We start from the raw sequence: 13,905 nt of genomic DNA on the forward strand, positions 1-13,905 counted from the left end.
GACATGAATGCCGAAGATTACCGCAGCGACAAGACCAGACCCTTTACCGGCGCCGAATATCTGGCGAGCCTGCGCGACGGCCGCGAAGTCTACATCAATGGCGAACGCATCGCCGATGTCACGGCACACCCGTCCATGCGCAATTCCGCGCGCTCGATCGCCCGCATGTATGACGCGCTGCATGACGAGAAGACCAAAGATCGCCTGACCTCGCCGACCGACACCGGATCGGGCGGCTACACCCATAAATATTTCCGCGTGGCGAAATCCTCTGCCGATCTCGTGGCCCAACAGGGCGCCATCGCCGACTGGGCTCGCATGTCCTATGGCTGGATGGGCCGCACCGCCGATTACAAGGCGGCGCTGATGAACACGCTCGGCGCCAATGCCGATTGGTACGGGCCATTCAAGGACAATGCGCTCGCCTGGCACAAGCGGGCGCAGGAATCCGTGCTCTTCATGAACCACGCGATCGTCAACCCGCCGATCGACCGCCACAAGCCGGCCGATGCCGTCAAGGACGTCTTCGTCCACATCACCAAGGAAACCGATGCGGGCATTTACGTCTCCGGCGCCAAGGTGGTGGCGACGTCCTCGGCGCTCACCCACTACAATTTCCTCGCCCAAAGCTCGGCGACGGTGACGGAAGACCCGTCGCTGTCGGTGATGTTCATCGTTCCGATGAATGCGCCGGGCATCAAGATGTTCTGCCGCGTCTCCTACGAGCAGACTGCCAACACCGTCGGACACCCCTTCGACTACCCGCTATCGTCACGCTTTGACGAAAACGATGCGATCCTGGTGCTCGACAATGTCTTCGTGCCTTGGGAGGACGTGCTTGTGCTGCGCGATGCCGCCAAGATCCTGTCCTTCCATCCGGCCTCCGGCTTCATGCATGGCTATTGCTTCCAGGGCTGCACGCGTTTTGCCGTCAAGCTCGACTTCATCGCCGGGCTGCTCGCCAAGGCGCTGCGTGCGACCGGTGGCGATGCCTTCCGCGGCAATCAGGCCGCCCTCGGCGAAGTCATCGCGCTTCGCCATATGTTCTGGTCCTTCTCCAACGCCATGGCCTACAATCCGCAACCCTGGGCCAATGGCGCGGTGCTGCCGAACATGGAGGCCGCCCTCTCCTACCGCACCTTCATGTCGGAGGCCTATCCGCGCGTCATCGAAACCGTGCGCAAGGTCGTGGCCTCCGGCCTCATCTACCTGCCCTCCTCGACCAAGGACTTCGGCAATCCGGATATCGATCGCTACCTCGCCCAATATGTGCGTGGCTCCAACGACATGGGCCATATCGAGCGCATCAAGATCATGAAGCTGCTCTGGGATGCCACGGGCACCGAATTCGGCGGACGCCATGCGCTCTACGAGCTCAATTATGCCGGTGCGCCGGAGGAAGTCCGCCTGCAGGTGCTGAAAGGTGCCGAGCGCGGCGGACGGTTGAAGGAGATGGAAGCGCTGGTCGACACCTGCATGAGCGACTACGACGAAAACGGCTGGACCGGCGACACCTGGCTGCCGCCGCTTGGGCAGACCTCCCCCGTCCGCAATGCCGCCGAGTGAGGCCATCGCCATGGAGGAACAACTCTCGAAAACCGAATTCCGCAACGCCATGGCGCGGGTCTGCGCGCCGGTCAACGTGATCACCACCAACGGCCCGGCCGGCCGCGGCGGCTTTACCGCGACCGCCATGTGCAGCGTCACCGATGAGCCGCCCACATTGCTCGTCTGCATGAACAGCCGCTCGGCACAGACGGGCCTCTTCTTCGAAAACCGCCGCTTCTGCGTCAATGTCCTGACGCAGGAGCACAAGGAACTGGCCGGCTATTTCGCCGGCCAGCGCGCCGAGATGGAAGACCGCTACGCCGCGGCGCAATGGATCGATTTTCGCTCCGGCAGCCAGGCGCTTTCAGACGCCATCGTCTCTTTCGATTGCCGCCTGACGGAAGCGCGCCTCGTCGGCACGCATCATATCTTCATCGGTGAGGTGATCGACATCCGTAGCCGCAAGGACGGGCACGCGCTTCTCTATTTCGACCGCAACTATGTGCATGTGCCAACCCAGGCGGGCAGCTTCGGCGGGTAGATGCCGAAGCACGGCCGATAATCACTGGAAACAAAACAGGGTGCCGCTATCGCCGGCACCCTGTTTGCTTGGGAAGAGACCCGTTTGACGACCTCAGCGTCGTCTCCCGTCAAAGCTGAATCCACGCCGTCTTCAGGTCCACATATTTGTCGAAGGCATGCAGCGACTTGTCGTGGCCGTTGCCCGACTGCCTGACGCCGCCAAGCGGCACGCTGTTGTCGGCGCCGCCATAGGTGTTGACATGCACCACGCCGGCGCGGATTCCCCGCACCATGCGATGGGCGCGAGACAGGTTCGAGGTCCAGACGGCGGAAGCGAGGCCATATTCGGTAGCATTGGCGATCTGCAAGGCTTCCGCCTCGGTCTCGAAGGGTATGATCGACAGGATAGGCCCGAAGACTTCCTCGCGCGCCAGCGTCATCGACGGGGTGACATCGAAGACGGTCGGCCGCATGTAATAGCCTCCAGTGTCCTCAAGAATGCGAGCGCCGCCGCTGCGCAACGATGCGCCTTCCGACATCGCTTGGGCGACGTAACCGAGATCCTTCGTCAGCTGGATCTCGCTGGAAATCGCCCCCGCTTCCGTCGTCAGTAGCAGGGGATCGCCGACCTTCATATTTTCGGCGATACGGGCGACCTTCTCCGAGAAGGCGGCATGGATCGACTTCTCCACAAGCAGCCGGGAACCGGCGACGCAGACCTGTCCGGAATTGCGGAAGATGCCATAGGCCGAGACCTTGGCCGCCTGATCGAGATCCGGCGCATCGGCAAAAACGATGTTCGGCGACTTGCCGCCAAGCTCGAGATAGACGCGCTTCAGGTTCGAGCGCGCCGAATATTCCAGGAGCCGCCGGCCGATCGGGCCAGAGCCGGTGAAGGCCAGCACATCGATATCCATATGCAGCCCCAACGCCTCGCCGCAGATTGCACCGCGCCCGGTGACGACGTTGAACACGCCCTCGGGCAAGCCGGCTTCGGCGCAAATTTCAGCAAGCTTCAGCAGCGTCAGCGACGCGCCTTCGGCGGGCTTCAGCACGACGGAATTGCCGGCGGCAAGCGCCGGCGCGATCTTCCAGGCGCCGATCATCATCGGAAAATTCCACGGCACGATGGCGGCGACGACGCCAATCGGCTCGCGATGGACAAGGCCTAAAATATTCTCCGCCGTCGGAGCGATCTCGCCATAGACCTTGTCGATCGCCTCGGCATAGTAGCGGAACGTGCCCGCGGCACTACCGGGCTCGGCTTTCAGCGCCATCGAGATTTCCGTGCCGTTGTCGCGCACGCCGAGCACGGCCAGTTCGAGCGCATTCTTCTCGATCAGCTCGGCGATCTTCAGCAGCACTTTCTTGCGCTCGGCCGGAGCCGCTCTCGACCAGCTGCCCTTTTCGAACGCATGCCGTGCCGCCTTGACCGCGAGATCGACATCCTCCGTGCCGGCATCGGCAATCGTGGTCAGCCTGGTGCCATCGATCGGCGAAATGACGTCCATCGCAGCACCGCTGACCGGCTGGCGCCATGCGCCGCCGATGAACAATGCCTGCGGGGAAACGGATAAAGTCCGGAGCTGGTCGATCTTGTCCTGCATCTCATTATCTCACAAAGAGGTAGGTCTCACAAAGAGGGTGGCGGGTTTTCCCCGCCACCACGATTGGAACTGGTTCAGGCTTCCTGGCCGGCGCCGAGGCGAGCATAGCCTGCGGCATCCGACGACTTCAGGCGAGCGGCTGCGATAAAGCCGATGACCGCCGCGATCAGCACCAGGCCGGGCAGCAGCACGGCCAGCACGCCATTGGCACCGGCAATCGCGCCGAAATTCGCCGAGATATAATAGACCAGCGCCAGAAGAATGAGCCCCGTCACGACCGGCAATATCTTGACTGCCAGCACATTGCGCTCAAGCTCCGGATTACGGGTGAAGAACACCACGATCGCAAAGGCGGTAAAGGCCATCAGCAGAATGATTGCGAGCGTGGCAACATTGGTGAGCCAGGAGAACAGCGCCAGCACCGGGTCCTGACCTGTCGCCGCAAAGAGTGCGATCACGAGCACGGCGATGACCGTCTGAATGATCGAGCCGACATGCGGGCTCTGGAAGACCGGATGCGTGACGCCGACCGACTTCGGCAACAGGCCCTCGCGACCGGCGACGTACATGTAGCGGGCCACGCCATTGTGGAAGGCGAGAATGCCGGCAAAGAGGCTGGTGATGAAGAGAAGGCTCATCACGACGGTAATCCAGTGTCCGACATAGCGCTCGGCAAGGCCAAAGAGGAAAGTCGTGGGATCGGCAAGGCCCTGAAGGGCCGGAACGAGCTTGTCGACACCGGCGCCGTTCACCATCAGCCAGGAGGTGAGCATGTAGAAGAGGCCGATGATGAGAACGGAAATATAGGTGGCGCGCGGCACCGTCTTTTCCGGTTCACGGGCTTCTTCGCTGTAAATGGTCGTTGCCTCGAAGCCGATGAAGGCGGCAAAGCAGAACAGCAGACCGATCGCCGGCGTTCCGCTCCAGAAGGCGGCTGGCGTGAAGGGGGCAGCAGAGAGACCGGCATCGCCGCCCTGGACGAAGATGGCGGCGTCGATGACCAGCACGACGAGATATTCGAGAATGACCAGCACCGTCAGCACCTTGGCCGACAGATCGACGCGGCGGTAGCCGAAGACGGCGACGAAGGCGATGCCGACGAAGCTCCAGACCCACCAGGGCAGATCGAGACCGAGCTGTTCAGCGAAAAAGCCCTTCGTTGCCGCTCCGAAAAGCCCGAGAACGCCGACCTGCATGGCATTGTAGGCGAGAATGGCGATCAGCGCCGCAGCACCCCCCATGAGGCCGCCAAGGCCCTGGGCCGTATAGGCATAGAAGGCGCCGGCATTGCGGATATGGCGCGCCATGGCGACATATCCGACGGAAAACAGCAGCAAGATGCCCGTCACCAACAGGAAGGTCAGCGGGATACCCGGCCCGTTGCCCAGCATCATCGAGAGCGGCACGCCGCCGGCAACCGCCGTCAGCGGCGCTGCGGCCGAGACCACCAGAAAGGTCACGGCACCGACGCCGAGACTGTTCTTGCGCAGCTGGTTCTCAGCCGCACCTTGCGAATTTTGCGTATTCATCTGCGTTCGTTCCCCTTGTTGAGAATATCCGATCATCGCTGCGTTTGCGCGCAGGCAACCTCCATCAAAACCGGACCGACAGCGGGGCTTATGCTTTTGTTGATTTTACCGCCGTCAGCGCTTAAGGTTCATTATTTGAACCATAGCTTCAAATATAGACTTGCAAACATTCCCGGCCTCTGTCAAGTTATTTCGCATGTTAAGTATCTTGGGTCGCTGCCATCGTGCCGCGGCGCGGGGTCGGCGATCAGATCTGACGGAAGCCACGGCTGGACGCACAGACTCAGACCCCGACCAACCCAAGGAGGAACGATGAGCACGATCGGAAAGGCGCTTTCATTGCTGGATACCCTGTCACGGCTGGACAAGGAGGCGGGCCTGACCGACATCGCCCGCCTGTGCGCGCTGGACAAGGCGACGGCACGCCGCTTCCTGGTGGAGCTGGAAAAGCACGGTTTCGTCGAGCAGGATCAGGATACGCGCCGCTATCGCATCGGCTCGGCACCGGTTCGTCTCGCCCGCATCCGCGAAGCACGCTTTCCGCTGTTGCGGGTCGCGATCCCCTTCATCAAGTCGCTTGCTGAAACGGCGACGGAGACGGTGCACCTTTCGGAGTTCTCCGGTGGGCAGCTTTCGACCATTCATGTGGAGGATGCGCCCCGCGCGCATCGCATTATCGTCGATGTCGGCAGCCTCCTGCCCTTTCATGCCACGGCGTCCGGTCTTGCCTTTCTGGCCTTCTCTCCACGCTCGGAGATCGACGCGGCGCTTGAAAAGCCGCTCGAGAAATTTACCGACCACACCGTCGTCGATCCCCGGCTGGTGCGCAATCTGCTCGACGAGACGGCGGCACGCGGCTTTTCCATCAGCGACCAGGGTCTCGAAGCCGGCGTCATCAGCACCGCCGCCCCTATCCGCACGCCCACCGGTCATCCGATCGGCTGCGTCGCCGTCGCCGCGCCGCTCTCGCGCACGACCAAGACGGCCGTTCACGAATTCGGCGCGCAGGCCATCGCCGCCGCCAATGCGATCTCAGAAAAATATTACGGGTCGGAAAGACCCATGGGAACCAGTCCAAAGTCAGGAGGACAGATCGATGAGCCCCACGGCTCCCTCGCCAAAGATACTCGTCATCGGAACCGGTGACACCAAATGCGACGAACTGCAATTCATGGCATCCGTCATTCAAGAAGCCGGCGGCCAGCCGGTCATGATGGATGTCAGCATTTTGGGCGACCCGCCCTATAGTCCGAACTATTCAAAGCATGACATCGCAAAGGCCGCCGCAACCACGATCGCGGCAATCGCCGAAAGCGGCGACGAGAACAGCGCCATGGCAGCCATGGCAAAGGGCGCATCGGTACTGACCCGGCGCCTCTATGACGACGGACTGGTCGACGCCGTCATCGTGCTCGGCGGTTCCATGGGCACGGATCTGGCGCTCGATGTCGCCGCCGTCCTGCCGCTTGGGGTGCCGAAATTCGTGGTTTCGACCATCGCCTACTCCCACCTGATCCCGCCCGAACGCATCGCGCCCGACCTGATGATGATCCTCTGGGCCGGCGGTCTCTACGGCCTCAACGGCATCTGCCGCTCGGTTCTCTCGCAGGCCTGCGGCGCCGTCGTCGGAGCGGCGAAGCACCGCACCAGGCCCGATCGCGAACGGCCGCTGGTCGGCATGACCTCGCTCGGCTCGTCCTGCCTGAAATATATGAAGTATCTGCGGCCCGAGCTGGAAAAGCGCGGCTATGACGTCGCCGTCTTCCACTCCACCGGCATGGGCGGACGGGCTTATGAAGCCGTCGCGTCCCAGGGGGGCTTTGCCGCCGTCTTCGACTTCTGCATCCAGGAAGTCAGCAATCATCATTACGGCACCGTCGTCACCTCCGGGCCGGACAGGCTGGAGAATGCCGGGCGCGCCGGCATTCCACAGATCGTCGCCCCCGGTGCGGTCGACATGGTCGATCTACAGGCATGGCAGGCTTTGCCCGCGATTTTTGCCGACCGTCCCTATCACGCCCATAACCGGCTGATCGGCTCGGTGACGACATCGCCGGAAGGCCGGCGAGAGGTCGCCCGGTTGATCGGGCAGAAACTGCAGCGCGCCGAAGCCAAGGTCGCCTTCCTTCTGCCGACCGAAGGGCTGCAGGAATGGGACAAGCCGGATGAGCCGCTGCATGATCCGGAGGGCCTCGACGCTTTTCTCGACGAGATGCGCCGCGCCATTCCGCCCTCCGTCGCCCTGCAGGAGGTCGATGCCCATATCAACGCGCCCGCCTTCTCGGCGGCAGCGCTCGCCATCTTCGATCAATGGGTCGTCGAGGGCATCATTCCGGAGGGACGGCCATGACACAGGACCGCGCGCTTATCCTCGACTTCGGCGGCGTCGTGACCCGCACCCTGTTCGAAACCCACGACATCACCGAACGCACGCTCGGCCTTCCCAAGGGATCGCTGACCTGGCTCGGCCCGTTCGACACGACGACGGACCCGCTCTGGGTCGCGATGCAGAACCGCGAGATCTCCGAGCGCGACTACTGGCTGACGCGGGCCGGCGAGGTCGGCAGGCTGGTCGGCGAGACCTGGACCGATATGCAGACCTTCGTGCGCCGGGCACGCGGCGCCGAGCCGGAGCTGGTTCTGCGCCCGGAAGCCCGCGACGCCATCCTGCGCGCCAAGGAGGCCGGCCTCAAGCTGGCGATCCTGTCGAACGAACTCGACCTCTTCTACGGCATCGAGTTTCGCCGGCGCTTCCCGCTGATCGACCTCTTCGACGTCATCGTCGACGCCACCTATACGAAGATCCTGAAACCCGATCCCCGCGCCTATGAGCTCGTTCTGTCCGAGCTCGGTCTGCCGCGCGGGGCCTGCGTCTTCGTGGACGACCAGAAGAAGAACATCGAGGGCGCCGAAGCCGTGAAGCTGCCTTACGTGCATTTCGACGTCACCCGCCCCGCCGAAAGCTATGCCCGCGCCCTTGCCATGCTGGGTCTCTGAACCAAGAGGAATTTGACATGCGTGAAACCAATTTCATCATCGAAAACAACGCCCGCCACCTCTGGCACCCGATGGCCCACCCCGCGGAAATGCAGGCCAATCCGCCGCGCATCATCAATTCCGGCGAAGGCGTCGAAATCGTCGATATCCAGGGCAGGAAAGTGCTGGACGCGGTCGGCGGCCTCTGGAACGTCAATCTCGGCTATTCCTGCGAGCCGGTAAAGAAGGCGATCCGCGACCAGCTCGACGAGCTGCCCTATTATTCGACCTTCCGCGGTACGACCAATTCGCCGCTGATCGAACTGTCCTACGAGCTTGCCGAGTGGTTCAAGCCGGATGGATTGAGCCGTTCCTTCTTCACCTCCGGCGGCTCGGATTCGGTCGAGACCTGCCTGCGGCTGGCGCGCCAGTATCACAAGGTCAACGGCGAGCCGGAGCGCACGAAGTTCGTCGCGCTGAAGAAGGGCTATCACGGTACGCATTTCGGCGGCGCCTCGGTCAACGGCAACCAGAACTTCCGCCGCAACTACGAACCACTGCTGCCGGGCGTCATCCATCTGCCGGCTCCCTTCCCTTACCGTAACCCGTTCAACACCACCGACGGTGCGGAGATTGCGGCTGCCATCGGTAGGCTTTTCGAGGATGAAATCGCCTTCCAGGGCGCCGATACCATCGCCGCGCTGATCGTCGAGCCGGTGCTCGGCGCCGGCGGCGTCATCGTCCCGCACGAAACCTTCCTGCCGCTGATGCGCGAGATCTGCGACCGGCACGGCATCCTGCTGATCGCCGACGAGGTCATCACCGCCTTCGGCCGCACCGGCGCCTGGACCGGATCGCGCCTCTGGGGCGTGCAGCCGGACATGATGTCGACGGCAAAGGCGATCACCAACGGCTATTTCCCCTTCGGCGCCGTGATGATCTCGGACAAGGTGGCGCAGGTCTTCGAGAGCAGCAAGGGCGCGGTCGGCAGCATCGGCCACGGCTATACCTATTCCGGCCATCCGGTCGGCGCGGCCGCAGCACTTGCCACCTTGAAGGAAACCAAGCGGCTCAACGTCGCCGCCAATGCGGCTGCCCGCGGCGAAGAGCTGCTGGCCGGGCTGAAAAAGCTGCAGGACAAGCATGAGCTCATCGGCGACGTGCGCGGCAAGGGCCTGATGTGTGCTCTCGAACTCGTCGGCGACCGCAAGAAGAAGAGCGCCGCCGCCAAGGATGTCATCCAGAAGGTTCAGGATGCGACCTATGACGCCGGCGTTCTGATCCGCACCTCCGGCGCCAACGTCATCATGTCGCCGCCGCTGATCCTGACGGCGGAGAATGTCCGGACCATCCTGACCGCGCTCGACGCGGGCCTTTCCGCCGCGAGGGCCTGATCATGTCCGATAACGCAGCCCTTATCGCGCGGCGCGACCGGCTTCTCGGCCGAAACATGTCGCTCTTCTACGACGACCCGGTGCATCTGGTGCGCGGCGACGGCGTCTGGCTCTGGGACGCCGACGGCCGCAAATATCTCGACTGCTATAACAACGTGCCGCATGTCGGCCATTGTCATCCCCACGTGGTCGAGGCGATCACGCGGCAGGCTTCGACGCTGAACACGCATACGCGCTACCTGCACGAAGGCATTCTCGACTATGTCGAGCGGCTGACGGCGACCTTCGATCAGAGCCTGAATGCCGCGATCCTGACCTGCACGGGCAGCGAGGCGAACGACGTGGCGCTGCGCATGGCGCAGGCCATGACCGGCAAGACCGGCGTCATCGCCACCAACCACACCTATCACGGTAACACGGCGGCCGTGTCGCAGCTGTCGACCCGCATGCCGCCGGTTGGCGGTTTCGGCGGCCATGTCCGGCATGTGCCGGCGCCGGACAGTTATCGTCCGCTTGGCGGCGAAGGCGGCGATGCCTTTGCAACAGCATTTGCGACAGAAGTTGAAAAGGCGATCGCCTCGCTGCAGGAGGGCCCACACGGCTTTTCGGCCATCATCATCGATCCCTTCTTCGCCAATGAAGGCTTTCCCGATCTGCCGCCGGGCTTTCTCGACAAGACGGTCGCGGCCGTGCGCAAGGCCGGCGGCCTCGTCATCACCGACGAGGTGCAGCCCGGTTTCGGCCGCACCGGCTTGCATATGTGGGGCCATCAGCGCGCCGGCATCATTCCGGACATCGTCACGCTCGGCAAGCCGATGGCCAACGGTCATCCGGTCGGCGGCGTCGTTGCCAATGTCGACACGATAAATAGCTTCCGCAAGGCGTTCCGCTACTTCAACACTTTCGGCGGCAATCCGGTCTCCTGCGCGGCGGCCATGGCCGTGCTCGACGTCATCGAGGACGAGAACCTGATCGAGAATGCCCGCAATGTCGGCGAATATACGCGCGATGCCTTCAAGCGGCTTGCCGAGAAGCATTCGATCATCGGCGATGTGCGCGGTGGCGGCCTCTTCATGGGCACGGAATTCGTGCTCGACAGGCAGACGAAGGCGCCGGCCACCGCTGAGGCAACCCGGATCGTCAACGCCATGCGCGAACGCGGCGTGCTGATGGGCAAGATCGGCCTTCACCAATGCGCCACGAAGATCCGCCCGCCCATGCCGTTCAGCAGGGACAATGCCGACTTCATGTTGTCGATCTTCGACGATGTCTTGGCCGGTCTGTGAGGCTGACATGGCTGAACAGCTGCCGCAGACCATCCGCGAGGCTCTGCAGAAACGTGCGCTGGAGGCACTCGACCATTGGCCGGTGCAGGCCCACGAACCCGTCCTGATGAAATATCGGGAGAATGCTGTCTTCCGCATTACGCTGGAAGACGGGCAGTTCGCCGCTTTGCGGCTGCATCGGCCGGGCTATCATGACGAGACGAGCCTGCGCTCGGAGCTGGATTTCATGGCCGCCCTCAAGCGTGGCGGACTTAATGTGCCGAGGCCGGTTGCGACGAGCGACGGGCAGAACCTCCTCCTCCTGCCGGCGAACGGGCACTTTCCCGAACAGCACGCCGATGTGGTGAGCTGGATCGACGGCATTCCGCTTGGCCAAAGCGGAACCCCGCTCTCGCATTCGACCGAGATGCAGGCGGACATCTTCTTCCGTATCGGCCAAGGTATGGCCGCGATGCACGAGCTTGCCGATGCCTGGCAACCGCCGGAAGGTTTTAGCCGCCCGGCATGGGACCTAGACGGCTTGCTTGGCGAAACGCCGCTTTGGGGGCGTTTCTGGGATTGCCCCGGCCTTCCATCCAGCAGCATTGCCGCGCTCTTGGCTTTACGTGATGAGCTGCGTCAGGCGCTAGCAGCCATAGCTCCGGACACCCTCGATTATGGCTTGATCCATGCCGATCTCGTGCGGGAAAACATCTTCCTGACCGAGGAGGGAAGCAATATTGCCTTCATCGATTTCGACGATGCGGGACATGGCTTCCGCCTGTTCGATCTCGCGACAGCCCTGCTGAAGAATCGCAGCGAGCCGGCCTATCCCGCCATCGAAGAAGGGCTGATATCAGGCTATCGCAGCCGACGCGCCCTTTCCGACACGGCGCTGGCAAGCCTGCCGCTTTTCATGGTGCTCAGAAGCCTCACCTATATCGGATGGCTCGCCGAGCGTCCGGAAACACCGGACGCCGCCGCGCGCCTGTCGCGTTACGTCAATGAAAGTCTGGAGATGGCAAGAAAGCTCAAGGCTACCGCTTGACATCTCACGCATAATTGTTAACGTGTTAAGTAAATAAAAATTCGGGAGGAGTTGATGCCGCATCTCGCCATCGAATATTCGGCCAATCTGGAGGGCCGCGCCGATATCGGCGCGCTCTGCGATCGGCTGCTGAAGACGGTGCTGGACACCGGCCTGTTCGAGGTCGGTGCCGTGCGCGTGCGCGCCTTTCGCGCCGATCACTACGCCATTGCCGACACGCTGCCCGAAAACGCCTTCGTCGATCTGAACTTCCGCATCGGCAAGGGGCGCACGGACGAGGAGAAAAAGCGCACCGGCGAAGCGATCTTCGCGGCAGCTATCGAGGTTCTCGGCCCCCTCTTCGACACCCCGCATTTCGCTCTCTCGCTGGAGATCCGCGAGATCGATGCGGAGTTGAGCTGGAAGAAAAACGCCATTCATCCGCGGCTGCGCGGCAAGTGACACCTCCCTTCGCGGGACGACGTAACACCAAAGGAATAGACGATGTCCAAACTGCAGGAAAACATCGCAAAGGCGGAAGCCTATCTCGCCCGCTTCAAGGATCGCGGCGTTCTGAACCGCATCAATGGCGAGGATGTGCCCGGCGATGACGGTTCCACCTTCGAGACCATTTCGCCCGTCGATCTGAAGCCGCTCGCCACCGTTGCCCGCGGCAAGGCCGCCGATATCGATCGCGCCGCGAAGGCCGCAAAGGCTGCCTTTGCCGAATGGGCCGCGATGCCGGGCGATGCGCGCAAGAAGCTCCTGCACAAAATCGCCGACGCGATCGTTGCGCGTGCCGAAGAGATCGCCTTCGTCGAATGCATGGATACCGGACAGTCCATGAAGTTCATGGCCAAGGCCGCCCTACGCGGCGCGGAAAACTTCCGCTTCTTCGCCGACCGCGCGCCAGAAGCCCGCGACGGCAAGACGCTGCGCGCCGAGGGCCAGGTGAACCTGACGACGCGCGTGCCGATCGGCCCGGTCGGCATCATCACGCCCTGGAACACGCCTTTCATGCTGTCGACCTGGAAGATCGCGCCGGCGCTCGCCGCCGGCTGCACCATCGTCCACAAGCCGGCCGAATTCTCGCCGCTGACGGCACGCCTGCTGGTGGAGATCGCCGAGGAAGCCGGCCTGCCGAAGGGTGTGTGGAACCTCGTCAACGGTTTTGGCGAGGATGCCGGCCGCGCATTGACGGAACATCCGCTGATCAAGGCGATCGGCTTCGTCGGCGAAAGCCGCACCGGCTCGATGATCATGAAGCAGGGTGCCGACACGCTGAAGCGGGTGCATTTCGAGCTCGGCGGCAAGAACCCGGTCATCGTCTTCGCCGATGCCGATCTGGAGCGTGCCGCCGACGCCGCCGTGTTCATGATCTATTCGCTGAACGGCGAGCGCTGTACCTCTTCCTCACGCCTGCTGGTGGAGGAAAGCGTCTATGACAAGTTCACCGCGATCGTCGCCGAGAAGGCCAAGCGCATCAAGGTCGGCCATCCGCTGGACCCGGAAACCGTCGTCGGCCCGCTTGTGCATCCCGTGCATGAACAGAAGGTGCTGGAATATATCCAGATCGGCCGGTCGGAGGGGGCAATCCTTGCCGCCGGCGGCGAGAAGGTCAACGGCCCTGGCGGCGGTTGCTATGTCTCCCCCACGCTCTTCACCGGCGCCAACAACCGGATGCGCATCGCCCAGGAAGAGATCTTCGGGCCGGTGCTGACCGCCATCCCCTTCAAGGACGAAGCCGATGCGCTGGCGCTGGCCAACGACGTCCAATATGGCCTGACCGGCTACCTCTGGACATCGGATGTCACCCGCGCCTTCCGTTTCACCGATCATCTCGAAGCCGGCATGATCTGGGTGAACTCGGAAAACGTGCGCCACCTGCCGACCCCCTTCGGTGGGGTCAAGAGCTCCGGCATCGGCCGCGACGGCGGCGACTGGTCCTTCGATTTCTACATGGAAACCAAGAACGTCGCCTTTGCCACCAGGCCGCACGCTATCCAGAAACTCGGCGGCTGAGCCGCCAATATCCAT

The 13,905-nt window shown here is 62.8% G+C and carries 12 protein-coding genes; 10 read left to right on the plus strand and 2 right to left on the minus strand.

Annotated elements, in window-relative coordinates; translation table 11 throughout:
* Positions 1–3 precede the first annotated feature (3 nt).
* Positions 4–1,566 (plus strand): 4-hydroxyphenylacetate 3-hydroxylase N-terminal domain-containing protein, encoded by a 1,563-nt coding sequence (locus FHX11_RS17675; protein ID WP_184358965.1) that lies wholly within the window; start codon positions 4–6, stop codon positions 1,564–1,566.
* A gap of 10 nt (positions 1,567–1,576) precedes the next feature.
* Positions 1,577–2,089 carry a flavin reductase gene (locus tag FHX11_RS17680; protein ID WP_184358966.1) on the plus strand — a complete coding sequence of 171 codons (513 nt, stop codon included), beginning with the start codon at positions 1,577–1,579 and terminating at the stop codon, positions 2,087–2,089.
* Between the two features lie 109 nt (positions 2,090–2,198).
* Here FHX11_RS17680 and FHX11_RS17685 read toward each other — a convergent pair whose 3' ends face one another.
* Positions 2,199–3,677 carry an aldehyde dehydrogenase gene (locus tag FHX11_RS17685; protein WP_184358967.1) on the minus strand — a complete coding sequence of 493 codons (1,479 nt, stop codon included), beginning with the start codon at positions 3,675–3,677 and terminating at the stop codon, positions 2,199–2,201.
* Between the two features lie 74 nt (positions 3,678–3,751).
* Positions 3,752–5,206, minus strand: a complete 1,455-nt coding sequence (locus FHX11_RS17690; protein WP_184358968.1) for an APC family permease — start codon at positions 5,204–5,206, stop codon at positions 3,752–3,754.
* A 312-nt stretch (positions 5,207–5,518) separates the two neighbouring features.
* Here FHX11_RS17690 and FHX11_RS17695 point away from each other — a divergent pair, with 312 nt between their 5' ends.
* Genes FHX11_RS17695 through hpaE form a run of 8 tightly spaced genes read left to right on the plus strand, consistent with a single transcriptional unit; the run spans position 5,519 to position 13,890 of the window.
* Complete coding sequence (locus tag FHX11_RS17695; RefSeq protein ID WP_184358969.1) at positions 5,519–6,352, plus strand: IclR family transcriptional regulator; 834 nt, start codon at positions 5,519–5,521, stop codon at positions 6,350–6,352.
* The gene (locus FHX11_RS17700) at positions 6,303–7,556 is read left to right on the plus strand and encodes a Tm-1-like ATP-binding domain-containing protein (RefSeq protein WP_184358970.1); all 1,254 of its coding nucleotides are present in this window, start codon (positions 6,303–6,305) and stop codon (positions 7,554–7,556) included. Before FHX11_RS17695 ends, FHX11_RS17700 begins: the two co-directional genes overlap by 50 nt.
* Positions 7,553–8,203, plus strand: a complete 651-nt coding sequence (locus FHX11_RS17705; protein ID WP_184358971.1) for an HAD-IA family hydrolase — start codon at positions 7,553–7,555, stop codon at positions 8,201–8,203. The genes FHX11_RS17700 and FHX11_RS17705 overlap by 4 nt, the downstream gene beginning before the upstream one ends.
* A gap of 17 nt (positions 8,204–8,220) precedes the next feature.
* Entirely contained in the window at positions 8,221–9,576 is a 1,356-nt protein-coding gene (locus tag FHX11_RS17710; protein WP_184358972.1) for an aspartate aminotransferase family protein, read from the plus strand.
* Between the two features lie 2 nt (positions 9,577–9,578).
* On the plus strand, positions 9,579–10,862 hold the full coding sequence (locus FHX11_RS17715; RefSeq protein WP_184358973.1) for an aspartate aminotransferase family protein: 1,284 nt from the start codon (positions 9,579–9,581) through the stop codon (positions 10,860–10,862).
* 7 nt (positions 10,863–10,869) lie between these two features.
* On the plus strand, positions 10,870–11,889 hold the full coding sequence (locus FHX11_RS17720; protein ID WP_184358974.1) for a homoserine kinase: 1,020 nt from the start codon (positions 10,870–10,872) through the stop codon (positions 11,887–11,889).
* 54 nt (positions 11,890–11,943) lie between these two features.
* The gene (locus FHX11_RS17725; protein ID WP_184358975.1) at positions 11,944–12,330 is read left to right on the plus strand and encodes a 5-carboxymethyl-2-hydroxymuconate Delta-isomerase; all 387 of its coding nucleotides are present in this window, start codon (positions 11,944–11,946) and stop codon (positions 12,328–12,330) included.
* Positions 12,331–12,372: 42 nt separating this feature from the next.
* On the plus strand, positions 12,373–13,890 hold the full coding sequence (hpaE, locus tag FHX11_RS17730) for a 5-carboxymethyl-2-hydroxymuconate semialdehyde dehydrogenase (RefSeq protein WP_184358976.1): 1,518 nt from the start codon (positions 12,373–12,375) through the stop codon (positions 13,888–13,890).
* The last annotated feature ends 15 nt before the right edge of the window (positions 13,891–13,905 follow it).

Source organism: Rhizobium sp. BK602 (assembly GCF_014195095.1).
GTDB lineage: Bacteria > Pseudomonadota > Alphaproteobacteria > Rhizobiales > Rhizobiaceae > Rhizobium.